This window comes from Rhodococcus sp. F64268, from assembly GCF_023015605.1.
Classification (GTDB): domain Bacteria; phylum Actinomycetota; class Actinomycetes; order Mycobacteriales; family Mycobacteriaceae; genus Rhodococcus.
In genome coordinates this window covers 238,453-262,141 of sequence record NZ_JALKAI010000008.1, presented here as the reverse complement: position 1 = coordinate 262,141, position 23,689 = coordinate 238,453, and the positions used below count along the sequence as shown (strand labels likewise).

The following is a 23,689-nucleotide window of genomic DNA, read 5'->3' as shown; positions in this document are numbered from 1 at the left end:
GTCGACAGCGACTTCGTCGCCGATGGCTTTGAGCCAGCGGGTGACGGTGCCTTCGGTGACGGATTCGCCGAGTGCGGGCATGGTGACGGGGGTGCCCGAGCCGTTGCTGGTCGACGGGGCGGGGGTTGCTGCGGCGGGAGCGGCCTCGGCGGGCGCGGCCGCGGCAGGCTCCTCGGCGGCGGGAGCCGGGGCGCTGCCCGCGGACTCACCGGCTTCGCCGATCTGTGCGAGTTCGCCGCCGATCTCGACGGTGTCGTCTTCCTGAGCGACGATCTTGATCAGCACGCCGGCAGCGGGGGACGGGATCTCGGTGTCGACCTTGTCCGTGGAGACTTCGAGCAGCGGTTCATCGACTTCGACCGTGTCTCCTTCCTGCTTGAGCCATCGCGTGACAGTTCCCTCGGTGACGCTCTCACCAAGCGCTGGCATCTGGACGGAGAAGGCCATGTCTGTTGACTCCTCGACGGTTGTGTTCGGGTGTGTTGAGTTGTACCGACTCGTGGGTGTCGACCATTGTGTGGTCGCGCTCCATTGTGCTCGAGGCCGGGGACTCGTGCGGTTGCTTCAGGTGTTCTCGTGAGCCGATACCTGAGGAGGCATGGCCCGGAACCATCCTTGCACTCGCCGCTGTCTCATGTTCGACGAGGGGCGGAACTGCTCACAGCGATTTCGCGATGTGTGCGGCCCCACGCGGCCGTCCCTCCCCGTTCGGAGGGGACGGCCGCGGCCGAACTCACGACGGTGACGGGCGGCGGTCGTCATCCGTGTTCTGCGACGTCCTCGATCACCGCGAGCATCGTGCGCACCGGCACACCGGTACCACCTTTGCCGACGTAGCCGAACGGGCCGCCGGTGTTGAACGCGGGGCCGGCCACATCGATGTGCACCCATTGCACGCCTTCGGAGACGAACTCCTTCAGGAACAGCCCGGCGGTGAGCATGCCGCCCCAGCGATTCGGGCTCACGTTGGCGAGGTCGGCGACTCGCGACTCGAGATCCGAGCGCATGTACTGCGGCAGCGGCATCGCCCAGCCGTTCTCACCGACCTGCTGCGACAGCGCAGCGACCCGGTCACGGAACTCCTCGGTACCCATGACTCCGGGAGTGCGTGTACCGAGCGCCACCATCTGCGCCCCGGTCAGCGTCGCCGTGTCGATCAGGTAGTCGGGTTCGTCCTCGCACGCGCGCACGATGGCGTCGGCGAGGATCAGCCTGCCCTCGGCGTCGGTGTTGATCACCTCGACGGTGGTGCCGCCGTACTGGGTCAGGACATCCCCGGGGCGCTGCGCTGTCGAGGACGGCATGTTCTCGGCCATCGGCACCGTGGCGGTGACGTCGACGTCGACCCCCAGCTTTGCGGCGAGTACCACGGTCGCGACGACGGCTGCGGCGCCTGCCATGTCCGAGGTCATCGCTTCCATACCGGCGGCCGGCTTGATCGAGATGCCGCCTGTGTCGAACGTGACACCTTTGCCGACGAGCGCGATCTTCGGAGCCTTGCGCTTCTTGGCGGAGTGCGAGAGGCGGACGAGCCTCGGCGGCCGCGACGACCCCTTGCCGACTCCCACGATGCCGCCGAATCCCTTCTTCTCGAGGGCCTTCTCGTCGAGCACTTCGACCTTCAGTCCCGCTGCCTCGCCCAGAGCCTTCGCACGCTCGGCGAACGACGCCGGATACAGGTGGCTGGGCGGGGTGTTGACGAACTCGCGAGCTGTCGCGACGGCTTCCGCGATCGCCGTGGACCGCGCCAGCGCTGCCTTGGCGGCGCGGTCACGGGTGGAGGTGACGAGCAGTTCGATTCGGGTGGGCGGCTTCTTGTCGGCGCCCGGCGCCGACTTCTCGGAGCGGAACTCGGTGTAGGTGTACGCGCCGAGAGCGAAGCCCTCCGCGGCGGCACCGAGGTCGACGGCCGACAGCGTGGTCGCGACGGTGGAGACACCGGCCAGCGCGCGGGAGGCCGCGCCTGCTGCGCGACGCACCTGCTCGGCGTCGATGCCGTCGGCGGCGCCGAGGCCGACAGCCACGACGCTCGCCACAGCGAGCCCGGCGGGCGCAGGTACGCGGGTGATCTCCTCGGCGCGACCGGTGGCTCCGACGGCCTGCACCGAGTCGAGAATGCTCCCGAGCACATCTTCGTCGATCACGCCGTCACCGAGAAGGACCTCGGGGTTTCCGTCGGACGAGGTGAGTCCGACGACGAGAACGTCGGCTCGCTTCGATATCGAGCCGGCGAGAACGAGTTCGGGCAACTCCGGGGTCGGTGCGCTCACAGGGCAACTCCTATGCAGACGGGATGACAGACGCGGTGGTCCCGAACGATGCTAGTGATCGTTCAGGGATGTCGCCGGTGAGGCCGCACGGAACCCCGTCGTCCAGCAGGTCGACTAGCCTCATGTGACATGAGCGACCAGGAATTGCAGCGGGGACCCATCCACGCCGTTCACGTCGAACTCGGTGCGACGTTCGCGCCGTTCGGCGGTTGGGAGATGCCTGTCTCCTACGCGGGCACCGTGGCCGAGCACAACGCGGTCCGCGAGAGCGTCGGCCTGTTCGACGTCAGCCATCTCGGCAAGGTGTCGATCGAGGGGACCGGAGCCGCAGAGTTCGTGAACTCGGCTCTGACCAACGACCTGACGAAGATCGGGCCGGGCAAGGCGCAGTACACGTTGTGTTGTACCCAATCCGGCGGTGTAGTAGACGATCTCATCGTCTACTACGTGTCGGACGAGGAACTGTTCCTCGTGCCGAACGCCGCGAATACCGCAGCCGTCGTCGCGGAACTCGCCGCGAAAGCGCCGGACTCGATCACCGTCACCGATCAGCATCGCGACTACGCGGTTCTGGCAGTACAGGGACCGAAGTCCGCCGACATCCTGACCGAACTCGGGCTGCCCACGGACATCGCCTACATGGGGTTCGTCGATGCGGAGTGGCAGGGCACAGTCGTGCGCGTGTGCCGCAGCGGGTACACCGGTGAGCGCGGATTCGAGGTCCTGCCGGTGTGGGACGGCGCCGAGGCCTTGTTCCGTGCGCTGGAAACCGCGGTGAAGGCCGCTGGAGGGCAGGTCGCCGGTCTCGGTGCCCGCGACACCCTGCGAACCGAGATGGGGTACCCCCTGCACGGCCACGAATTGTCGCTCGCGATCTCGCCGCTGCAGGCCCGCACCGGCTGGGCAGTCGGCTGGAAGAAGCCGGAGTTCTGGGGTCGGGAAGCGTTGCTCGCAGAGAAGGAGGCGGGTCCGAAACGCCGCCTGTGGGGTATCAAAGCACTCGATCGCGGAGTGCTCCGGCAAGGCCAGACGGTTCTGAAGGACGGTGTGGCAGTGGGCGAGACCACCTCGGGAACGTTCTCGCCGACCCTCAAGGTCGGAATCGCACTGGCCTTGCTCGAGACAGGCGCAGAGTTGGCGGCGGGCGACGAGGTGAGCGTTGACGTGCGTGGTCGTGCGCTCCGGGCCGAGGTGGTCTCGCCGCCGTTCGTCGAGGACCACACCAAGTAGGCCTCGGAGGCGGTTGGTTAACATTGTCCTTCATGACAGGTGTCCTCGAATTCGCGCGCGTCCCGCATCCCTCACCGACTTCCGCGGAGCGGCGCCAAGAGATCCTGGCCGATCCCGGATTCGGCCGGTACTTCACCGACCACATGGTCTCGATCACCTATACCGAGGGCACCGGCTGGCATGACGCGAAGGTAGAGCCCTACGCGGCCATTTCGCTGGATCCCGCCGCCATGGTGCTGCACTATGGCCAGTCGATCTTCGAGGGCCTCAAGGCGTACCGGCAGAGTGACGGCAGCATCGCGTCGTTCCGCCTCGATGCCAACGCTGCCCGGTTCAACCGGTCGGCCGACCGCATCGCGATGCCACACCTGCCCGAGGAACTGTTCGCCCGGTCGATCACCGAACTGCTCGACGTCGATCATGAATGGGTCCCCGAGGCCGGAGGTGAAGCGTCGCTGTACCTTCGCCCTTATATGTTCGCGACCGAGCCGGCACTCGGGGTTCGTCCGGCAGCCGAGTACAAATACCTGCTCATCGCTTCGCCCGCAGGCGCGTACTTCCCGCGCGGTGTCAAACCGGTGAGCGTGTGGCTCTCGCGTGAGCACGTTCGCGCCGCACCGGGCGGTACCGGGGCCGCCAAGTTCGGGGGAAACTACGCGGCCTCGCTGGTCGCGCAGGCGCATGCCGCAGAGCAGGGTTGCGATCAGGTCGTCTGGCTCGACGCCATCGAACGGAAGTACGTCGAAGAGATGGGCGGCATGAACCTCTACTTCGTGTACGGGTCGGGCCCGGACGCGCGCCTGGTCACCCCGGAGCTGTCGGGGTCGCTGCTTCCGGGTATCACCCGTGATTCGTTGCTCACGCTTGCGATCGATTCGGGCCTGTCGGTCGAGGAACGGCGCATCAGTACCGAGGAATGGCGTGAGAAGGCGGCCTCCGGCGAGATCACCGAGGTGTTCGCGTGCGGTACGGCTGCCGTGATCACACCGGTCGGCAGCGTCAAGGACCGCGACGGTGAGTTCAGCATCTCCGGTGGAGAGCCCGGACCGATCACGATGGCATTGCGCGACACGCTGACCGGAATCCAGCGGGGCACGTTTGCCGATACACACGGCTGGATGACCACTCTGCGCGCATGAGTCGGACATGGGAGGGGCGTGCCCGCCGAAGACGGGCACGCCCCTCCCATGACGAAATCAGACGGCACATGCGGCGACAACCGCGAGCAGAGCCACGCATCCTTCGGCCGTCGCACCGAGAACATCCCCGTTCAGGCCGCCGAATCGTGTCGCGCAGTGCTGCACGAACCACCACGCGAGCGCCAGCGCCACGCCTAATGTCACCGGGCCGAGCCACAGAGGCCCCGGCAGACACATGACCGAGACGGCCATCGCGATGAGGCTCCACGCCCCGATCACCACCGGCCCCTGGGTATCGGCGACGAGCGCACCGAATCGGCTGCCCTCGGCGGCATGGAGTCCTCGTCTACAGGCGGGCACAACCGCCGCGCGGCCGAACGCGACGGCGAACCCGATCGCTGCCCACGAATCCGCGTCGGCGAGGGCACCGATCGCCACCGCTTGCAGGGCGAGCACGACGATCAACGCAGTCACACCGAACGGTCCCGCGCCCCCGGACTTCATCACCTCCCGGGCACGTTCGGGAGGGCCGTAACAACCCAGGCCGTCCGCGGTGTCGGCAAGGCCGTCGATGTGCATACCCCGGGTCGCGACGGCCAGGAATCCGACACAGACGAATCCGATGATCCCCGCGCTCGCCCCAGCAGTGGAGACCACCCACGCCACCGCGGTTGTTGCTGCGCCGAGGAACACCCCTGCGACTGGCGCCGCCCCGATCGCTCTACCCGCAACCGCCCGATCGACTTCGTGCGGACCCGGAACGGGTGCGATTGTCAGCCACGACAGTGCGAGTGCGACACCGCCGAGCGCACGGCGCATCAGCTGTCTGCAGGTTCGGCTGGGGAGGCGGCGGCGTCACGGGTTGTCACGCCTGCTTCGGCGAAGGTCGCCATGTTCGCGAGGACGGAGACAGCACCCCGAAGGATGGGTAGCGCGGTGACGGCGCCGGATCCTTCGCCGAGTCTCATGTCGAACTCGACGATGGGCTCGAGCCGGAGATGACGGAGCGCGACGCTGTGCGACGGCTCCGACGACCGATGTCCCGCAACCCACCAGCGGCGCGCACCCGGTGCGAGTTCTTCTGCGACCATCGCTGCCGCGGTGACGACCACGCCGTCGAGGACAACGGGTGTGCGACGAACCGCCGCCTGTGCGAGGTACCCGGCCATCGCCGCGAGATCGGCACCGCCTGCGGTACGGAGCAGCGCGATCGGATCCTTCACGAAGGGCCGTGCCCGCCGCATCGCATCTCGGATGGCGGAGACCTTGCGCATCCACCCGGCATCGTCGATTCCGGTTCCTCGTCCCACCGCTGCGACCGGTTCGGTGGAGGTCAGGGTGGCGATCAAGACAGTCGCCGGGGTGGTGTTGCCGATGCCCATGTCGCCGGCGATCAAGAGATCCGCGCCTTCGTCCACCTCACGGTCGGCGATCGCGCGACCCGCGGCGATCGCGCGCATCGTCTCTTCGTGGGTCATCGCATCCTCGCGGTCGATGCAGCCGCTCGACCTCCGGATCTTGTAGGCCGACACCTCAGGGGGCGTGTCGCAATCGACCGCGATATCCACAACCCGGACTTGTGCGCCGGCATTGGCAGCCAGCACATTCACTGCGGCGCCGCCTGCGGAGAGATTCGCGACCATCTGTGCAGTCACTTCGGGCGGATACGCCGAGACCCCGGTACGGGCGACACCGTGGTCGCCGGCGAAGACCACCACTCGCGGCTGCCGGAACTGATGGGGTGGGACTTCGCCCTGGCATGAGGACACCCAGCAGCCGAATTCCTCGAGCCGCCCGAGTGATCCGGCCGGTTTGGTGAGATCACGCTGCCGTGCCTCTGCCTGCAGGTAGGTTTCGCGGTCGGGCGTGACGATTGCGGGAAAGTCGATGTCGACGGAATCAGCCGTCTCGTCCGGCCCGGTCGTCTCGTTCGGCCCAGTCGTCTCGTTCGGCACTGGTGTGGAACCGCTGCTCACAGGTCACCTCTCACGTGGGTCTTCACCGGCTAGACGCTATCAACCGTGGAAATGGCAGAAAAACGCCGCAATATGTCGTTTCTGCCACTGTCGACCGGTGGGGTCGGCGCGCAGGATCGAACCATGATGGAACTGGCCTTGATTGCGGTCGTGATGACGGTACTCGCAGGCGGCCTCGAAATCGCCCGGCGCGTGCGCACCACAGCTCCGCGCTGGGTAACCCGAGCGTCGCTGCGCTACAACTACTTCCGTCCTGCTGACGCGACACGGCCGCGGTCTCGTGCGTCGGGTGACGCCGATTCCGCGGCCGAAGTCCTGCCTGTCGTGCTGCAGTCGCGCGCTGCGCCGCACCACTGACGGGCCTGTGACCATCGATAGAGGTCGGTCAGATCGCGTCGCCGGGCTTGACCCGGGGGAGCGGCGCCCGCAACTTCCGGATCTGCGATGCGCGCACGAACGCGTACCAACCCAGCCCGAAGCCACCGTCGGTGGATTCCGGGAATCGCGCTCGGGACTTCTTGTTGACCATCCGCCCGAGATAGATGCCTTCGATGACCATCAGCAGCATCATCACGAACATTGCGAGCGTGACGTACTGCTGGATGACCGGACCCAGGAACATGGTCATGATGAGCACCAGTGCGAGGGGCATGAACAGACCGACGAGATTGCGACGGCTGTCGACGATGTCGCGGACGTATGCGCGCACCGGACCGCGGTCACGCGGGAGAAGGAATTTCTCCTCACCGGCCAGCATCCGATTCCGACGCTCGGATGCGTCGGCGCGCCGCTGCGCGGACTCCGCTTTACGCTCGTCCTTCGACTTGGACTTCCGCGCTGCCTTGCGTCGCGCGCGTGCCTCCTTGGCCGTAAGGGGTGCCGGAGCCACCGGGCCGCGACGCTTGCCTTCGGCATCGCGCCGTTTGGGGGTCGGGCGTCCCTTGCCTTCGGTAAGCTTCGGGGACGCTGCCTGCGGCACGTCCGCTTCGGCGGGCGTCGCGGGTACGGACACCTCGGGCTTGTCGGAGTCGTCGGAACCACCACGGCGTAGCAACTTCACCCTTCCAGGCTATATGGCTACGCGCGGGAACCGGAACGCCGCCCATCGGAGCACGGCCGAGACGTACCGAATGTGAGCAACTCCTGCATGAGGAATAGATTCCCGCGCGGTACCGTTGACACATCCGGGTTGAATTCGAACGACAGGGAGCGCCCATGACTGTCCAGCAAGAGACCGCCGCCCACGGCGTCATCATGACCGAGGCTGCCTCCGCGAAGGCGAAGGCTCTTCTCGACCAGGAGGGTCGCGACGATCTCGCGCTGCGCATCGCTGTGCAGCCGGGTGGTTGCGCCGGCCTTCGTTACCAGTTGTTCTTCGACGATCGTTCGCTCGACGGTGACCTCACCGTCGACTTCGGCGGCGTTGCTCTTGCCGTCGACCGGATGAGCGCCCCCTATGTCGAGGGTGCGTCCATCGACTTCGTCGACACGATCGAGAAGCAGGGCTTCACGATCGACAATCCGCAAGCCACCGGATCCTGCGCCTGCGGCGATTCGTTCAACTGAGCTCGACCCGTCAGGACCCCGGCACGCGACCGTGCCGGGGTCCTGACGTATCCGCCGGGTACCGTGGGAACGCTGCGGCCGCTGCTCGATGCGCCGTATCGACTCTCCACTCCCAGATTTCGACAACGCGGAAAGGCTCTTCCACGTGACCATCGCCGTCACCGGCTCCATCGCCACCGACCACCTCATGCGGTTCCCCGGACGATTCGCGGAGCAGCTGCTCGCGGATCAACTCGCGCACATCTCGCTGAGCTTTCTCGTCGACGACCTTGTCGTCCGGCGCGGCGGTGTGGGAGGCAACATCGCTTTCGCCATGGGCGTCCTCGGCGGTGCGCCGGTGTTGGTGGGTGCCGTCGGCGCCGATTTCGCCGACTACCGCGGCTGGCTCGAGCAGCACGGCGTCGACTGCGATGCCGTCCACACGTCGACGACAGCACACACGGCACGGTTCGTGTGCACCACCGATGAGGACATGGCGCAGATCGCCTCGTTCTACCCGGGAGCGATGTCGGAAGCCCGAGAGATCTCTCTCGCCGAGATCGTCGAGAGTCGTGGTGTCGACCTCGTGCTGGTCGGCGCGAACGACCCCGATGCGATGATCCGTCACACCGAGGAGTGCCGTCGTCTCGGAATCCCGTTCGTGGCCGATCCGTCGCAGCAGCTCGCGCGGCTCGACGGCAAGCAGGCGGAGGCGCTCATCGACGGCGCCGAGTACCTGTTCACGAACGAGTACGAGTGGGGCCTGCTCAAGCAGAAGACCGGTCTGACCGACGACGAGATCCGCGCCAAGGTCGGTATGCGGATCACCACCCTCGGCGGTGACGGTGCCCGCATCGTCGACGCCGACGACAACTGGGTCCAGGTCGGTGTCGTGCCTGAGCGTGCCAAGGTCGATCCCACCGGCGTCGGCGATGCTTTCCGCGCAGGCTTCCTCCTCGGTCACCGCGCCGGACTCAGCGTCGAGCGGGCAGCACAGCTCGGATCGCTCGTTGCCGTGCTCGTGCTCGAAACCACCGGTACGCAGGAATGGGTCTTCGACCGTGCCGATGCGCTCGAGCGCCTCGCCGACGCATACGACTCCACCGCGGCCGAGGAGATCGCCGCGATCCTCTGACGGCCTGCATCCGTATGAACTCCGGACGGGATGACGCCCCTCATCGCACTCGATGAGGGGCGTCGTCCCGTCCAGGAGTCCCGTATTTCAGGACGGCTGCGCGTTCTAGAGTTCGACCGGGTAGGCCGGCTCCTGGATCTGCGGCACGATGCGCTTCTCCACGAAGATGCCGTGCCAGATCATGAATACCAGCAGTGTCCACAGTCGCCGGCTGTGATCGATCGGTCCTTCACGATGGGCCTGCAACATCTTCGTGATCGCGGCCTTGTTCAGGATGTGATCGGTCTGCGACTCGGCGATCACCAGGTGAGCCCAGTCGAACAGCTCCGTGCCTGCGAGCCAGTGGCGCATCGGCACAGGGAAACCGAGCTTCGCGCGATGCAGCACATGCGGCGGGACGATGCCTTCGAGTGCCTGACGCAGCGCGTACTTCGTCGTCTGCTTCGTGATCTTCTGCTCCAGCGGAACCTGTGAAGCCACACGGAAGACCTCGGAGTCGAGGAAGGGCACGCGGAGCTCGAGGGAGTTCGCCATCGTCATCTTGTCGGCCTTGACGAGGATATCGCCGCGCAGCCACGTGAACAGGTCCAGGTGCTGCATCCGTGCAACCGGGTCCCAGCCGGCGGATTGAGCGTAGATGGGGGCGGTCACATCCTGATGGGTCCATTCCGGACGGAACTCACGAAGGACCGACCGCAGTTGTGTGTCGTTGAAGCTGCGAGCATTGCCGTAGTAGCGCTCCTCGAGGGGCATCGACCCTCGATTGAGCAGGCTCTTCCCGCGGGTTCCCTCCGGGATGCGATCTGCCAACTTTCCTGCGGCGCGTCGCAGCATCGACGGCAGATACTCGAACGGCTTCAGCGACATCGGTTCGCGGTAGATCGTGTAGCCGCCGAACAGTTCGTCGGCGCCCTCGCCGGAGAGCACGACCTTCACGTGCTTGCGGGCTTCTCGCGCGATGAACCACAACGGCACCAGCGCCGGATCGGCGACAGGATCGTCGAGGTACCAGACGATCTCCGGGATCGCTGCGGCGAACTCGGAGGGTGAGACGACCCGAACGATGTGTCGGGCACCGATGGCCTCGGCGGATTCCGCCGCGACGTCCACCTCGGAGTATCCCTCGCGCTCGAAACCTGCGGTGAACGTGATCAGGTTCGGGTTGTGTCGCTTGGCCAGGGCTGCGATGGCCGTCGAGTCGATTCCGCCGGAAAGGAACGAGCCGACAGTCACGTCAGCGCGCATGTGCTTGGCGACCGAGTCCTCGAGGGCTTCGGCAATCTCGCGGTAGCGGTCCTTCTCGCGTCCGACCGCGAACGGACGTACCGGGAAAGTCGGGGAGAAGTAGCGAGTCGTCTGCGGCTCGGAACCTGGTCGCACGCGGGCGTACGAGCCCGATTCGAGACGCGTGATGCGGCGGTGCAGGGTCTCGGGTTCCGGCACGTACTGCAACACCGTGTAGTGCTCGATCGCGCGCGCGTCGAGCTCGGTGTCGATACCGATGACGTCGGCGAGCTCGAGCAGGCTCTTCTTCTCACTGCCGAACGCGGTGCCTGCCGGGCCCGTCGCAAGGAAGAGCGGTTTGATGCCGAACGGGTCGCGCGCGAGGAAGAGCTCGCGAGTCTCGGTATCCCAGATCGCGAACCCGAACATGCCCCGCAGGCGGCGTACCGCGTCGGCGCCCCAATAGTGGTAGGCCGCGACGATCGTTTCGCTGTCGCCTTCGGTTGCGAACTTCGCACCGTGTTCCTCGGCCAGTTCTTTGCGCAACTCGAGATAGTTGTAGATCTCTCCGTTGAAAGTCAGCGCGTATCGATCGGGCTGCTCCGGGGGGCCCCACCGCAGTGGTTGGTGTGAATGGGCGATGTCGATGATCGACAGCCGATTGAAGCCGAGGACGAGGTCGGCGTCGTGCCAGGTGCCGTGTTCGTCCGGTCCGCGGTGACGCAGGCAGTGCAGTGCGTCGCCTACGCGCGAGACGGCGTCATCGCTGGTGCCGTCGTTGGTCAGAAACCCGAGCAATCCGCACACGGAGTTCGGTACCTCGATTCCAATCGGGATGGGGTCGATCCCATGGCGTTCACATCACGCATGGACGCGGGAACTCTGAATCGGGATCCGACGTTGGTCACTGTGGAGTATGCCGCAGATCGCCGATCGGGTTCATCATCGGGATCGCGCAAAACACGTCGTCACCCGCAACTGCATCCGGCCTACCCATCCGACGCGACACGATCTTCGTGCCCCGAGGATGGATTGCGGTCGGCTTTGGTCTACGCTGCGTAGTAATTGGGTCTGCCCTTCGGGTGTGCCCTAATGGAATTGCGGCGATCAGGAAGGCGTGAACGTGGCGCAAGGTCGGATCCTTCGGCGGTTCGGGCTCGCAGCATCACTCGGCATTGCAGCCTTGGTGTTGACGGGGTGCTCGAGCGAAGAAGTTCTTCGTTTCGGCTGGCCGGAGGGTGTTACTCCCCAGGCCGAGCGTATGCGCGAGTTGTGGACGTGGTCGGTTCTCGCCGCCCTCGTCATGGGCATTCTCATGTGGGCCCTGATGTTCTGGACGATCTTCTTCCATCGGAAGAAGAAGAACTCGCCGGAGTTCCCGCGGCAGACGGCCTACAACGTCCCGCTCGAACTTCTCTACACCGCAGCGCCCTTCGTGGCGGTCTGTGTCCTCTTCTACTTCACGGTCGTGGTCCAGAACTACGTGCTCGAGAAGGAAGACAATCCCAACGTCGTCGTCGACGTCACCGGGTTCCAGTGGAACTGGAAGTTCGGTTACCGCACCATCGACATGGGTGGCTCCGTCTACGACGGTACGGACTACGAAGCCGAAGAAGCCACGGCATCCGAGCCGTTCGATCCGGCCGAAGCCGGCCACGACGCGGAACCGGGTCCCATCCACGGCTCGGGCGTCACGGATCTGTCGTACCTGAACTACGACAAGATCGAGACTGTCGGCACCACCGAGGAAATCCCTGTCCTGGTGCTCCCGACCGGCAACCGGATCGAGTTCAACCTCGCCTCGTCCGATGTCATCCACGCGTTCTGGGTTCCCGAGTTCCTGTTCAAGCGTGATGTGAACCCCAATCCGCTGAACAACAACTCCGACCCGGTGTTCCAGATCTCCGAGATCGAACGAGAAGGTGCATTCGTCGGTCGCTGCGCCGAGATGTGCGGTACCTACCACGCGATGATGAACTTCGAGGTGCGCGCTGTGTCCCCGGAGAAGTTCGCGGAGTACATCGAGTTGCGTAAGCCTGTCGAGGACGGTGGCGAAGGTCTGACCAACGCCCAGGCGCTCGAAGCAATCGGCGAGTCGCCTGTCGCGATCACGACCCACCCGTTCAAGACCGACCGCACGGACCGCTCGGCGAGCGTCGCTGCGGGCGAGTGACACCTCTCATCGACAAGGACAAGTGCTGAAATGAATCTCGAAGCCAAGATCTTCGAACTCGTCACGGTGTTCTTCGTGCTCGTCGCCATCGTGTACGGCACCTTCACAGGGTTGTCGGACAAGGGCATCGAGTGGGCAGGTCTCACCGCGCTCGTGCTGTCCGCAGGGCTGACGCTCATCATCGGAACCTACTTCCGATTCGTTGCACGTCGTCTCGACACGCGTCCCGAGGACTTCGAGGATGCGGAGATCAGCGACGGTGCAGGCGACCTGGGCTTCTTCAGTGCCGGCAGCTACTGGCCGATCCTGCTGGCCGCAGCCGCTGCGTTCGCTGCGATCTCCCTCGCGTTCTTCCAGGGCTGGCTGATCGTGGTCGCGGTCGTGCTGGTCATCGGAGCGTCCGCAGGCCTGGTGTTCGAGTACCACCTGGGCCCCGAGAAGCACTGACCCTTCCTGAGCTGACGACGGCGGGCGCCGCACCCACGACGGGTGCGGCGCCCGCCGTCATTCGTTTTCGCCGATGACGCTGCAAGTGTGGGACGAATCCTCGTCCGATTCGCCGTTCGTCCGCCGACAACGGCAAAGGGCACAGCGGAGGCGCGCGACGAGTGCTGACGGCAACGAGGGGCCGGCCGCAGAGCGACTCGCTGCCGTTCGTGTACGAACGAGGGGAGAGGGGCGCGGTCAGCTCCCGCGGCAGAGTGGTGCGATGTCCTAGACCAGGTGGATGACGGCCCACCCGAGGAGCTGAGCCGGCGTGCCGATACTGCACGGCGGCGATGCGTCCGGCTGCCGCCGACTCGGGCATCGTCCGAATGTCGGGTCCGGTCGAAAAGTGAGCAGATCCTCCGGCCGAAAATGAGCAGGTTCAGGTTTCCGAGTCTGCCTCACCTGCGGCAGCAGCCGAAGGCTGTCGACAGCACCGTCGTCGGCATCGCCGGATAGGTGCTCAGTAGGGTTCGTACGGCTGGTTCGGTCAGCGCCCACGCCGATCTCTGGGAACAGGCGCGGTCGTACTTCGGCGGGGCTTGTGTGCGCAAGACCTTGGCTACGGTGTTGCGCGAGAGCCCCGCTTGCGGGCGATAGCGGTCTGCGTCCTTGGCCCCGAATTGTGCAGCTGACGGATCAACGCCCAGTCCTCCACAGTGATCACTCCTTCTGGCCAGGAGAACACTGATCACCGGCACGCCCCGAGCTGGCGCGCTATCACGCGAAGCGGGTCGGAACCCGTGCTTCACCCGCCGCCGAAAGTCAGCATCCCACTCGGTGCCGTCGTTTGATGCTCGGTGCCGTCGTCCGATCCGATGCCACCGTAGCGGCGCACACGGAATCGATGTGGCAGGTCCGGAAGACGGCCAGAGGGCCCCGAACCGATCCGGTTCGGGGCCCTCTGGGGGTAGAGCAGGTGGAACGTGTCAGTGCACGTCGCCGTCGCTGTCCTTGTCGGACAGCGCCTTGGAACCATTTCCGTCGGCCTCGCTGTGGATACGGTCCTGGTATTCCTTCAGGATCGTACGCAGCTCTGCCTCGCTCTCGTGATGAGCAGCTTCGAGTGCAGCCGACTCGTCGGCCGGATCTGCGCTCCACCAGCTACCAGCGCCGGGCTTACCGGCACTGCCGAGACGGTTCATCCGCTTGGGCACCGTAGCGCCCTGGTAGTCGAGCGGAACCGGGTGGCCATGGTCGTCCACCGGGCCGAGCGGCTGGTGGATCTCGATGTACTCGCCGTGGGGCAGTCGACGGACGATGCCCGTCTCGATGCCGTGCTCGAGCACCTGGCGGTCGCTGCGCTGCAGCCCGAGGCAGAACCGGTAGGCGATGTAGTACGCGAGCGGCGGCAGGATCACCAGTCCGATACGGCCCATCCACGTCGTGGCGTTGATGGAGATATCGAACTTGTACGCGATGATGTCGTTGATGCACATGAGCGTGGCGACGGTGTAGAAGGCGAGAGCCATCGCACCGAGGCCGGTACGGACCGGGACGTCACGCGGACGCTGCAGCAGGTTGTGATGCGCGTCGTCCTTCGAGAACTTCTTCTCGATCCAGGGGTAGACGATCAGGACCGTGAATACCAGGCCCATGAGCAGCGCGATCCAGAACGGCTGCGGGATCGTGTACCGGTCGAACAGGTACAGCTCCCATGCCGGCCAGATTCGAGCCAGACCGTCGGTCCACATCATGTAGAAGTCCGGCTGCGATCCTGCGGAGACCTGTGAGGGATTGTACGGGCCGATGTTCCAGACCGGGTTGATCTGCAACAGGCCGGACATCAGGGCCAGCACCGCAAACGTCATCGCGAAGAATGCGCCGGACTTGACCGCGAACACGGGGAGGATGCGCACACCCACCACGTTCTGTTCGGTGCGGCCGGGGCCGGGGAACTGCGTGTGCTTCTGGTACCAGACCAACGCGAGGTGCGCGGCGATCAGCGCCAGGATGATGCCCGGGACGAGGAGCACGTGCAGGACGTAGAAGCGCGGGATGATCAGCTCGCCGGGGAAGTCTCCGCCGAAGATCATCCAGTGCAGCCACGTACCGACGATCGGAACCGACAGTGTGATGCCGGAGAATGCGGCGCGAAGACCGGTACCGGACAGCAGGTCGTCGGGCAGCGAGTATCCGAAGAAGCCCTCGAACATCGCAAGGATCAGCAGGAGCGAGCCGATGACCCAGTTCGCCTCACGCGGGCGACGGAACGCGCCGGTGAAGAAGATACGAAGCAGGTGGACGATGATCGACGCCGCGAACATCAGCGCGGCCCAGTGGTGGATCTGTCGGACGAACAGTCCGCCGCGAACCTCGAACGAGAGATTCAGTGTCGTCTCGTATGCGCGGGACATGCCGACACCGCGGAGCGGCGTGTAGACACCGTCGTAGGTGACGTGGGCCAGCGACGGGTCGAAGAACAGCGTCAGGAAGACACCTGAGATCAACAGGATGATGAAGCTGTACAGAGCGACTTCGCCGAGAAGGAACGACCAGTGGGTGGGAAACACCTTGTTGATCTGACGGCGAATGCCGGCAGAAAGGTGATACCGCGAGTCGAGGTTCTCGCCTGCTTTTGCAGCGTGTGATTGAGTTGCAGTACTCACGGGCGACGCTCCCAAAATGCCGGGCCGAGAGCTTCGATGAAGTCACCGTTGGCGACGAGGAAGCCCTCTTCATTCACTGTAATAGGAAGCTGCGGAAGAGCGCGAGCAGCGGGACCGAAGATCGGCTTGCCGTACTCGAGTGCATCGAACTGCGACTGGTGGCACGGGCACAGAATCCGGTTGGTCTGCTGCTCGTACAGCGAGGTCGGGCATCCGAGGTGGGTGCAGATCTTCGAGAAGGCGAAGTAGTCGCCGTAGTTGAAGCTCTCCTGACCCTTGCGCTTGATTGCACGCTCCGCGTCATCCGTCCGCAGACGGATGAGCATCACGGCGTTGCGGATCCCGCGAAGGCCGTCGAGCAGCGCGTGGTCATCGCCGCGGTCGGCCTCACGGAACGGGAAGACTGTCTCCATGCCGCCCGCATCGAGATCCTCGGGCCGCACCAGGACGATGTCCTGCGGCCGGCCGGTGTCGCGGCGCAGGTAGATCGTTTCGCCCTGGTAGCGGGGGGTCCAGCCGGACACCCAGAGCGACGAGTCGTCGCCCTCGGCCCACGGATTCTTGATCAGTCCGCCGAGCGGCATGATCAGCCCGACTCCCAGCGCGCCGCCACCGAAGATCGCGGTCCGCTTGACAAGCTTGCGGCGCGTGAACGTCGACGTCTCGAGCGAATCGGTCAACTCAGCGACGATCGTCTTGCGATCGACCTCGGCCGACGGGCCGTCGTGACGATCCTGGATCGACACCTCTTCGGGGATGAACTTCTTAGTGAACTGGACCGCGCCGACACCGACTCCGAGGATCGACAGACCGAGGGTCAGGCCGAGCAGCGGGGTGTAGAGGTTGTACCAACCGTACTGCGGGTCGTCGATGCTCTGGTATTCCCACGGCCAGAACAGGTAAATGCCGATGAAGGCAAGACCGGCGATACCCGCGAGGATGAACCACGCAGCCACATTGCGCTCCGCGCGCTTCTCTGCGCGGGTGCCCTCGACGGGCCACCGATCCTTGCGGAACGCGACATCGACGCCGTCGAGGTTCGTGCCGAGCTCGACGAGATCGTCGCGACTCATCTGATCGAGGTTCTCGATCGAATGCTTGTTCGGCGTGTCGCCGCTACTCATGACCTTGCTCCGATCCACAGTGCAGCACCGACAACCGCGACGATGCCAACGGCGAACATCGTGGGACCTTCAGCACCGGGTCCGAAGCCTCCGAGGCCGTATCCGCCCGGATCCTGGGTCTCGCTGACGGACTTGATGTACGCGATGATGTCTTGCTTCTCCTCGATCGTCAGCTGACGATCGGAGAACTTCGGCATGTTCTGCGGCCCGGTGAGCATGGCAGTGTAGATCTGCTGCTCGTTGGCCGGATCGAGATTGGGTGCGAACTTGCCGGACGAGAGGGCTCCACCGCGGCCGGTGAAGTTGTGGCATGAAGCGCAGTTCTGACGGAACAGTTCGCTACCGCGTCCGATGTCGTTGCCACGAAGCGACGACTGGGCGATCTCCCCGTTCTCGTCGCGGATCACCGTGGGGCCACCACCGTTGGCCTGGATGTACGCGCCGAGAGCGTCGGTCTGCCTGGTGTCGAACTTCGGGTCCTTCCGCACGGCCTGGGCCTCGTTGCGGACGGCCGGCATACGACCGGAGGAGACCTGGAAGTAGACCGCGGCTTCGCCGACGCCGATCAGCGTGGGACCGCGATCCTCGATGCCCTGCAGGTTGACACCGTGACAGGTCACGCAGGAGGTCTCGTAGAGCTGCTGGCCCTCGCGGATCAATGCGCTCTGGTCGTCCTGAGCAGTGGCCACCTGTGGGTCGGGTGTCAGCGCAGAAGCAAGGAAGCCTGCGCTGAGGAGGCCGAGCGCGAGTACCAGGGCACCGGTGACGCGGCGCCTGAGCTTGCGCTGACGGCGGGACGTGGCAGCCGAAGCTGCCGAGGATCGACCGGGCATGTCGTCACCCTCGGGTGCGAGAGGTGGGGATGAACTCATCTGTATCCCTTATATGTAAGTCGGGACTGACTGGACGTCAGGGGGCTGCCTAAGCGTTCAGCTGGCTAACGGATGAAATAGATCGTGGCAAACAGTGCGATCCACACGATGTCGACGAAGTGCCAGTAGTACGACACGACGATTGCTGCGGTGGCCTGCGCGGGGGTGAACTTGCTGACCTTGGTGCGGAACAGCAGGAACACGAATGCGATGAGTCCACCGATCACGTGCAGGCCGTGGAAGCCGGTGGTCATGTAGAACACCGAGCCGTACACACTGCCCGCGATGGTGGTGCCGTGCTGGACCAGGGTGATGTATTCGTAGCCCTGGCCGAGCACGAAGAACGTGCCCATGCCGAGGGTGATGATGTACCACCGCCGGAGGCCGAATACGTCGCCGCGCTCTGCTGCGAACACACCGAGCTGGCAGGTGAAGGACGATGCGATCAGCACCGCCGTGATCGGCACCGCCAGCCACAGGTTCAAATGGGTGGGCGGCGGAGGCCACATGCCCTCCGGAGCCTGTGCCCGCGCCACGAAATACATGGCGAAGAGCCCTGCGAAAAACATGAGCTCACTGGACAACCACACGATGGTGCCGACGCTGACCAGGTTGGGCCGGTTCAACGAGTGCACGCGCTGTGTGATTGCAGATCCTGAAGTCCCTACTGCGCTCGTCACGCTGGCTAGTATGACCCGTCGTAGTACGTGTTGGGCAATCGGGGCCGAAATCGGCGCGTCATTGCTGCTCTCGGGGCGAGAAAAGCCGAGATCCGGGCCGGACGGGTTGCAGGGGTGACGGATGTGAAGGTGGCGGTATGAGTGAACAACCGGGTGTGCTGGGAAGAATTCGTCGACTCCTTGCGCGCCGTGTCCCCGAGCGTCTCGACATCACCCGATCGGACCTCGCGGTCGTCGTCGAGTCGTTCGACGACTCGGAGGCCTGCTCCACCGCACTGGATCGTGGCGCGCAGGACGCGCCGCATTGGGCCGAATCCGACGACGCAGTACTGAGGCACCACCTGGAACTGCCTGCGGAGGCGGTCGAGGAGGCACTCGCACTGGCCGGTCAGGACGGTTACGTCGCCGCTGCACCTCCCTCCCCGGTGTCTTCCGAGAGGCCTTCCGAGGACGGAGTGACCCGAGTCTCCCTGATCCTGCAGCGGGTTCAGCTCCTCGACGCGATGCATTGTGCTCAAGAGAAGTCGCGGATGGCGTCGCTGGCGCAACGGCTCGGTGGCGATGCCCGCGGATGGGACGCTCTTCAGCCCGAATGACGCGGCCTTCGGTGGTGCGGGCAGCGCCGCAGTGGGAATCCCGGTTGTTCACGGCCGGGAGGACGTCAATAAGCTCTCCGAGCGGAGGGCACAACAGTGCTCCGGTAGCGAGTCGGATGTGGTGAAGGGTGGGTGCGATGAACGCGAGGCAGGCGGCTGACGAGGTGGTTGCCAGCTGGCCCGCAGTGCTCGGATCTCTGACCGCAGGTCGTGATCTGACGCGACCCGAGGCCGTCTGGGCCATGGACGAGATCTTCTCCGACAACGCGACCCCCGCGCAGATCGCGGCGTTCGGTGTGGCACTCAAGATGAAGGGCGAGACGTCCGACGAATTGCGGGCGCTCGCCGACACGATGCTCGGTTACGCCAACCTGGTGCCGGTGGACGACGACACGGTTGACATCGTGGGAACCGGCGGCGACCGCGCCAACACGGTGAACATCTCGACGATGTCGGCGCTCGTGGTGGCAGGAGCGGGCATCCGGGTGGTCAAGCACGGCAACCGCGCAGCCTCCTCCAAGAGCGGTGGCGCCGACGTACTCGAAGCACTCGGGGTCCATATCGATCTGGGTCCGGAACAGGTTGCGCGCTCGCTCGACGAAGCGGGCATCGGATTCTGCTTCGCCCCGGTGTACCACCCGGCGCTGCGGTTCGCCGCTGCGCCACGCAAGCAGATCGGCATCCCGACCGTGTTCAACGTACTGGGCCCGCTCACGAACCCTGCGCGTCCCCGTGCCGGTCTGATCGGCTGTGCCTTCGAGTCGTTGACTCCGACCATCGCCGGCGTGCTTGCACAGCGGGGCAATTCGGCGCTGGTCGTTCGGGGCGACGACGGTCTCGACGAGTTGACGACGTCGACGACGTCGACCGTGCACATCGTGCGCGACGGTGCCGTCGAGACCCGCACGCTCGATCCGACGCGGCTCGGAATCTCGCGGGTCCCGCTCGAAGCGCTCCGGGGCGGCGACGCCGCCGAGAACGCGGTGATCGCCCGGGCCTGCCTTGCCGGTGAGACCGGACCCGTCCGCGATGCGGTGCTTCTCAACGCAGCGGGTGCGATCGCTGCGTTCCGGGGCCTTGGCGGTGGGCTCGAGGATGCGCTTGCATCCGGACTCGAAGTGGCTGCGACCTCGATCGACAGCGGTGCGGCCGCGCAGGTGCTCGAGAAATGGGCTGCGGTGACCACCCGACTCGGGGTCTAGGGCCAGCGCTGACCGCGGCGACCTCGGTGTGACGGTGGTGCCCGCGCGCCGACCGCGGGCGCCACTCGATCCGTCTGTGCTCGCGGACGATCAGTTCCCGATGGAGAAGCCGGCCTCGATGTCGGAGCTCGAATAGGACTGGAAGGCGATGTGTGTGACCGTCTTGGTCACGCCGTCGACCTTGTTGATGCCCCGCGTGACCACCTCGGCGATCTGCTCGTGGTCGCGGACACGCACGATCGCTACGAGATCGACGTCCCCGGCGCACGAGTACACCGTGTCGACTCCGGCGAGGTCGGCTACCGCCCGAGCGGTTTCCGGTATGCGGTGGGCGTCGGCGTCGATCAGAACGATGGCGTTGATCATGGGGGCTCCTTGTCTGTACTCCGGTGGCGCAGGTCTTCTTCCGGTGACGATCAGCCTATGCGGTGACCATCCGGTTCAGGGACCGCCCCGGACGCCGCTCGTGCCAACTCGGCCCATTCGCTCCACCGACCGGCACCCTCGACAGGTTCGGACCACCCGTGGGAGGTTCGCACGATGCGCACCCCGTCGGAATCCAGCCACCGCGCGACCAGGCCTATCTCTTCCGAGGCCGCACCGCGCAGCGGACCCGGACCGGGCAATACCGTTTCCGCACTGGCAGCGATCGCTTCGACGACCGGCATGGGTCGTACGCCGCGTTCCGCAACACCCGCCGACGCGAGCCGGCCGGAGCGCACCACTGCGAAATCCCACCCGCCTTCGGGGCGCGGGCGGGCAGCGATCAATTCGTCGATGGCTGCGAGTGCCGCGAGGCGCTGCGTGCGTCGTAGCGCACGGATCGCGTCGGCAGTGCGGTCGCGTAGCCGTGCCGCGTTCTCGAACAGTTCCTTGCCTGCCAACTCGTCGATGCGTTCGTGGGCCTGCGCGATAGAGGAGGCATCCTGGCCACGCAGGAGCGCACGTGCCCGCAGAACCTGAGCGGAGTACTCCTCGGGGCTCTGCGGCCCGAAGGAGGCTGCCGAGCAGGCGCCGACGGCGTCGGGTCGGCAGCGGTCGCCGTGGCGAGCGGAACGGCCGATCCGGCGGGTGCAGGTGCGTAGTCCGGTGAATTCGGCAAGGGTCGCCGCCACATCGGCGGCACTGTTCCGGACGGAGAACGGGCCGAGTGCGTCGGGCGAGGGCGTCCGCGAGATCGCCAGGCGTGGAAACGGTTCGTCGGTGAGCGTGATCCACCACCCACGGGTGGGGTATTTGGAACGTCGATTGTATGGGGGCGTGTGGGCGGCGATGAGCCGGAGTTCGCGAACCCCGGCTTCGAGGCCGTGCGCGCATTCGACGTGGTCGATGCGAGTCGTCAGCGCGACCATCTCGCGTAGACGCGGTCGGGTTTCCGAACCCGTGAAGTAGCTGCGGACACGACGACGTAGATCTACGGCCGTGCCGATATAGAGTGCCTCGTCCGAGGGGCCCCGGAACAGGTACACGCCGGGGCGCTGTGGCAGATGTGCGGCGAGGGTGCGTTTGGCACGCTGTTCCGCCGTGACGGCGGGGAGGTAGTCGCGTAGTTCGGTGAGGCTGTGGACCCCCTGGTTGCCGACGCGCTCGATGAGGGCGTGCAGGACGTCGACGGTTGCGCGCGCGTCGTCCAGTGCGCGGTGTGTGGGCCGTGTCGAGACGCGGAACAGTTCGGCGAGTGCAGAGAGTTTCACCGAGGGTGCCTCGTCGCGCCCGAGGACCCGCCGGGCCAGTTTGACGGTGCAGACGACGGGGAACCGCGGCCACGGAACATCGCACTGGGCGGCCGCGGCGCGGAGGAAACCGGTGTCGAACCCGGCGTTGTGCGCTACGAGGACCGAACCGGTGGCGAATTCGAGGAAGGCGGGAAGCACTTCCTCGATGCGTGGCGCCTGATAGACCATCGCCGTGGTGATACCTGTGAGGCGGACGATCTCGGGAGGGATGGACCGGCCTGGGTCGACCAGGGTCGCGAACTCGCCGAGGACTTCACCGCCGCGCACCTTCACTGCGCCGATCTCCGTGATGGCGTCGTCGCCGGAGCGTCCACCGGTGGTCTCGAGATCGACCACGACGAAGGTGGTGTCGCGGAGGGGAGTGTCGAGCTCGTCGAAACTGAGTTGGACACCGTGGACGGTGTCGGAGGCGGTAGGGGACGACGTCATGCGCATGAGGGTAGAAACCGCCTCCGACACCCACGGAAACCGGACTTTCCGGCACCGATGAGACGAGGATCACAGGACGCCTGGAGGGGGTGGATCGGATCGGTGTCTGCGAGGCGCTGCCTTCGGGGCGGGAGGCGGTCGCCGTACTGTGTTCGCGTGGTCGCTTCGGGGGCTGCAAAGAGGTTGCGAGACGCTCTGAGCTGGGATGAGTTACGGCGGTGTGCAGACTGTTCGCGTGGGCCATCCGGATCGGGCCGACACCCGAGGATAGTGACCCTCAGTGCCGTTATCGGGTTGTTATCAATGTGGCCCAATTCGAGTCCCAAACCGCGCGAAACAGACTTAATGCGCATTTTCGGCGAGTTCGGGTTGGCCTCGGTGATGCAGTTTCGTAACCTTCCTGAGACCAAGCGGAATAGTTCGTCCGGCCCACTCCCGAGGGTCGGAGCCGCTAGGTAACCGCCTAATCGGCCGCTCGACATGAGCGTCCGAGCCGGGGACCCACACGTGTTACTGGGGTGAATCCCTTCCGTCGCACTCGCGGCGAGGGGTAGGGCTGATCTTCCGGCCCGAATCCGTCAGCTAACTCGGTCGGCGGGTGAACGGAAGAATTGGAGAACAACCCCTCGTGGTCTCGCAGAACAACAAGCGTGCAGTGCGTCGCGCCCTCGTCGCCGGTGCCCTCGCGCTCGGTGCAATCACCGTCACCGCCGGACCGGCGATGGCAGAGCCCGTCACCATCCCCGGTGTCGGCACTTTCGAACTTCCCGCAGGTGTGACCCTGCCTCCGGAGGTCACCAACCTCATTCCGCCTGCTCCTGAAGCCGCCCCCGCCGCCCCGTTCACCGCGCCGTTCAGTTCGGTCGGTCAGCGGGCAGCCGACGCCGCGCTCAGCAAAGTCGGCTCTCCGTACGTCTACGGCGCCACCGGCCCGAACGCGTTCGACTGCTCGGGTCTTGTGCAGTGGGCGTACCAGCAGGTCGGACTCAGTGTCCCGCGTACGAGCTACCAGCAGGCCACTGCGGGTCAGGCTGTGTCGGTCGGTGCGCTGCAGCCCGGCGACGTCGTCTCCTTCTACGGCGGCAGCCACACCGGTATCTACATCGGCAACGGCAACATCGTGCACGCCTCGACCTCGAGCCAGCCGGTGAAGGTCGCTCCGCTGGACTCGATGCCTGTGGACGGCGCTCGCCGTTTCTGATCGACGAGCAGTGCCTTGTGAGGGTGGATCGGTGGCTACCGGTCCACCCTCACTTCATTGAC

Annotated in this window: 22 protein-coding genes and 1 riboswitch; of the genes, 10 read left to right on the top strand and 12 right to left on the bottom strand. The window is 65.6% G+C overall.

Going from position 1 to position 23,689, the window contains the following annotated elements:
- Together MWU77_RS19430 and MWU77_RS19425 are read right to left on the bottom strand one after the other, a co-directional pair.
- Positions 1-447 (bottom strand): biotin/lipoyl-containing protein (locus tag MWU77_RS19430; protein ID WP_308198827.1); only part of this gene is annotated, 447 nt, incomplete at its 3' end.
- Positions 448-758: 311 nt separating this feature from the next.
- Positions 759-2,270: a leucyl aminopeptidase gene (locus MWU77_RS19425; RefSeq protein WP_247274517.1), complete on the bottom strand. Its 1,512-nt coding sequence runs from the start codon at positions 2,268-2,270 to the stop codon at positions 759-761.
- 129 nt (positions 2,271-2,399) lie between these two features.
- Here MWU77_RS19425 and gcvT point away from each other — a divergent pair, with 129 nt between their 5' ends.
- Together gcvT and MWU77_RS19415 are read left to right on the top strand one after the other, a co-directional pair.
- Entirely contained in the window at positions 2,400-3,500 is a 1,101-nt protein-coding gene (gene gcvT / locus MWU77_RS19420; RefSeq protein ID WP_169686338.1) for a glycine cleavage system aminomethyltransferase GcvT, read from the top strand.
- A 32-nt stretch (positions 3,501-3,532) separates the two neighbouring features.
- Positions 3,533-4,639: a branched-chain amino acid aminotransferase gene (locus MWU77_RS19415; protein ID WP_169686339.1), complete on the top strand. Its 1,107-nt coding sequence runs from the start codon at positions 3,533-3,535 to the stop codon at positions 4,637-4,639.
- A 57-nt stretch (positions 4,640-4,696) separates the two neighbouring features.
- On the opposite strand, the gene MWU77_RS19410 is transcribed toward MWU77_RS19415, so the two are convergent.
- The gene (locus tag MWU77_RS19410; protein ID WP_169686341.1) at positions 4,697-5,458 is read right to left on the bottom strand and encodes an adenosylcobinamide-GDP ribazoletransferase; all 762 of its coding nucleotides are present in this window, start codon (positions 5,456-5,458) and stop codon (positions 4,697-4,699) included.
- Positions 5,458-6,528, bottom strand: a complete 1,071-nt coding sequence (gene cobT, locus MWU77_RS19405; protein ID WP_247274539.1) for a nicotinate-nucleotide--dimethylbenzimidazole phosphoribosyltransferase — start codon at positions 6,526-6,528, stop codon at positions 5,458-5,460. Before cobT ends, MWU77_RS19410 begins: the two co-directional genes overlap by 1 nt.
- A 138-nt stretch (positions 6,529-6,666) precedes the next feature.
- Between cobT and MWU77_RS19400 the strand changes: the two genes are divergently transcribed.
- Positions 6,667-6,972, top strand: a complete 306-nt coding sequence (locus MWU77_RS19400; protein ID WP_247274516.1) for a hypothetical protein — start codon at positions 6,667-6,669, stop codon at positions 6,970-6,972.
- Between the two features lie 28 nt (positions 6,973-7,000).
- Here MWU77_RS19400 and MWU77_RS19395 read toward each other — a convergent pair whose 3' ends face one another.
- Positions 7,001-7,675 carry a DUF3043 domain-containing protein gene (locus tag MWU77_RS19395; RefSeq protein WP_169686345.1) on the bottom strand — a complete coding sequence of 225 codons (675 nt, stop codon included), beginning with the start codon at positions 7,673-7,675 and terminating at the stop codon, positions 7,001-7,003.
- 155 nt (positions 7,676-7,830) lie between these two features.
- On the opposite strand from MWU77_RS19395, the gene MWU77_RS19390 reads away from it, so the two are divergent.
- Complete coding sequence (locus MWU77_RS19390) at positions 7,831-8,181, top strand: iron-sulfur cluster assembly accessory protein (protein WP_169686347.1); 351 nt, start codon at positions 7,831-7,833, stop codon at positions 8,179-8,181.
- Between the two features lie 145 nt (positions 8,182-8,326).
- A complete protein-coding gene (locus tag MWU77_RS19385) occupies positions 8,327-9,295 on the top strand; it encodes a carbohydrate kinase family protein (RefSeq protein ID WP_169686349.1) in 969 nt (322 codons plus the stop codon).
- A gap of 105 nt (positions 9,296-9,400) precedes the next feature.
- On the opposite strand, the gene asnB is transcribed toward MWU77_RS19385, so the two are convergent.
- A complete protein-coding gene (gene asnB / locus MWU77_RS19380; protein WP_247274515.1) occupies positions 9,401-11,326 on the bottom strand; it encodes an asparagine synthase (glutamine-hydrolyzing) in 1,926 nt (641 codons plus the stop codon).
- A 310-nt stretch (positions 11,327-11,636) separates the two neighbouring features.
- On the opposite strand from asnB, the gene MWU77_RS19375 reads away from it, so the two are divergent.
- Both MWU77_RS19375 and MWU77_RS19370 read left to right on the top strand, forming a co-directional pair.
- Entirely contained in the window at positions 11,637-12,692 is a 1,056-nt protein-coding gene (locus MWU77_RS19375) for a cytochrome c oxidase subunit II (RefSeq protein WP_169686353.1), read from the top strand.
- Positions 12,693-12,722: 30 nt separating this feature from the next.
- Positions 12,723-13,139 carry a cytochrome c oxidase subunit 4 gene (locus MWU77_RS19370; protein ID WP_169686355.1) on the top strand — a complete coding sequence of 139 codons (417 nt, stop codon included), beginning with the start codon at positions 12,723-12,725 and terminating at the stop codon, positions 13,137-13,139.
- 968 nt (positions 13,140-14,107) lie between these two features.
- Here the strand turns inward: MWU77_RS19370 and MWU77_RS19365 are convergent.
- The 4 genes from MWU77_RS19365 to MWU77_RS19350 form a co-directional block, all read right to left on the bottom strand.
- A complete protein-coding gene (locus tag MWU77_RS19365) occupies positions 14,108-15,787 on the bottom strand; it encodes a cytochrome bc complex cytochrome b subunit (protein WP_169686357.1) in 1,680 nt (559 codons plus the stop codon).
- Positions 15,784-16,911, bottom strand: coding sequence for a ubiquinol-cytochrome c reductase iron-sulfur subunit (locus MWU77_RS19360; RefSeq protein ID WP_169686358.1), 1,128 nt, complete (start codon positions 16,909-16,911; stop codon positions 15,784-15,786). The genes MWU77_RS19365 and MWU77_RS19360 overlap by 4 nt, the downstream gene beginning before the upstream one ends.
- Positions 16,908-17,744: a c-type cytochrome gene (locus MWU77_RS19355; protein WP_169686360.1), complete on the bottom strand. Its 837-nt coding sequence runs from the start codon at positions 17,742-17,744 to the stop codon at positions 16,908-16,910. Before MWU77_RS19355 ends, MWU77_RS19360 begins: the two co-directional genes overlap by 4 nt.
- 104 nt (positions 17,745-17,848) lie before the next feature.
- A complete protein-coding gene (locus tag MWU77_RS19350; protein WP_169686362.1) occupies positions 17,849-18,463 on the bottom strand; it encodes a heme-copper oxidase subunit III in 615 nt (204 codons plus the stop codon).
- 137 nt (positions 18,464-18,600) lie between these two features.
- Here MWU77_RS19350 and MWU77_RS19345 point away from each other — a divergent pair, with 137 nt between their 5' ends.
- Positions 18,601-19,059, top strand: coding sequence for a hypothetical protein (locus MWU77_RS19345; protein WP_247274514.1), 459 nt, complete (start codon positions 18,601-18,603; stop codon positions 19,057-19,059).
- Between the two features lie 137 nt (positions 19,060-19,196).
- Positions 19,197-20,261 carry an anthranilate phosphoribosyltransferase gene (gene trpD, locus MWU77_RS19340; protein ID WP_247274513.1) on the top strand — a complete coding sequence of 355 codons (1,065 nt, stop codon included), beginning with the start codon at positions 19,197-19,199 and terminating at the stop codon, positions 20,259-20,261.
- A gap of 90 nt (positions 20,262-20,351) precedes the next feature.
- On the opposite strand, the gene MWU77_RS19335 is transcribed toward trpD, so the two are convergent.
- Together MWU77_RS19335 and MWU77_RS19330 are read right to left on the bottom strand one after the other, a co-directional pair.
- Complete coding sequence (locus MWU77_RS19335; protein ID WP_169686368.1) at positions 20,352-20,627, bottom strand: Lrp/AsnC family transcriptional regulator; 276 nt, start codon at positions 20,625-20,627, stop codon at positions 20,352-20,354.
- Positions 20,628-20,677: 50 nt separating this feature from the next.
- Positions 20,678-22,426 (bottom strand): DEDD exonuclease domain-containing protein, encoded by a 1,749-nt coding sequence (locus tag MWU77_RS19330; RefSeq protein ID WP_169686370.1) that lies wholly within the window; start codon positions 22,424-22,426, stop codon positions 20,678-20,680.
- A gap of 450 nt (positions 22,427-22,876) precedes the next feature.
- Positions 22,877-23,039, top strand: a riboswitch (cyclic di-AMP (ydaO/yuaA leader).
- Positions 23,040-23,054: 15 nt separating this feature from the next.
- On the opposite strand from MWU77_RS19330, the gene MWU77_RS19325 reads away from it, so the two are divergent.
- Positions 23,055-23,627, top strand: a complete 573-nt coding sequence (locus MWU77_RS19325) for a C40 family peptidase (protein ID WP_169686372.1) — start codon at positions 23,055-23,057, stop codon at positions 23,625-23,627.
- The last annotated feature ends 62 nt before the right edge of the window (positions 23,628-23,689 follow it).

Excerpts from the sequence above, each read along its gene's own strand:
- gcvT (WP_169686338.1), top strand. The coding sequence starts at position 2,400 with ATGAGCGACCAGGAATTGCAGCGGGGACCCATCCACGCCGTTCACGTC.
- MWU77_RS19415 (WP_169686339.1), top strand. The coding sequence starts at position 3,533 with ATGACAGGTGTCCTCGAATTCGCGCGCGTCCCGCATCCCTCACCGACT.
- MWU77_RS19410 (WP_169686341.1), bottom strand. The coding sequence starts at position 5,458 with ATGCGCCGTGCGCTCGGCGGTGTCGCACTCGCACTGTCGTGGCTGACA.
- MWU77_RS19400 (WP_247274516.1), top strand. The coding sequence starts at position 6,667 with ATGGCAGAAAAACGCCGCAATATGTCGTTTCTGCCACTGTCGACCGGT.
- MWU77_RS19390 (WP_169686347.1), top strand. The coding sequence starts at position 7,831 with ATGACTGTCCAGCAAGAGACCGCCGCCCACGGCGTCATCATGACCGAG.
- MWU77_RS19370 (WP_169686355.1), top strand. The coding sequence starts at position 12,723 with ATGAATCTCGAAGCCAAGATCTTCGAACTCGTCACGGTGTTCTTCGTG.
- MWU77_RS19360 (WP_169686358.1), bottom strand. The coding sequence starts at position 16,911 with ATGAGTAGCGGCGACACGCCGAACAAGCATTCGATCGAGAACCTCGAT.
- MWU77_RS19355 (WP_169686360.1), bottom strand. The coding sequence starts at position 17,744 with ATGCCCGGTCGATCCTCGGCAGCTTCGGCTGCCACGTCCCGCCGTCAG.
- MWU77_RS19345 (WP_247274514.1), top strand. The coding sequence starts at position 18,601 with ATGAGTGAACAACCGGGTGTGCTGGGAAGAATTCGTCGACTCCTTGCG.
- trpD (WP_247274513.1), top strand. The coding sequence starts at position 19,197 with ATGAACGCGAGGCAGGCGGCTGACGAGGTGGTTGCCAGCTGGCCCGCA.
- MWU77_RS19335 (WP_169686368.1), bottom strand. The coding sequence starts at position 20,627 with ATGATCAACGCCATCGTTCTGATCGACGCCGACGCCCACCGCATACCG.
- MWU77_RS19330 (WP_169686370.1), bottom strand. The coding sequence starts at position 22,426 with ATGACGTCGTCCCCTACCGCCTCCGACACCGTCCACGGTGTCCAACTC.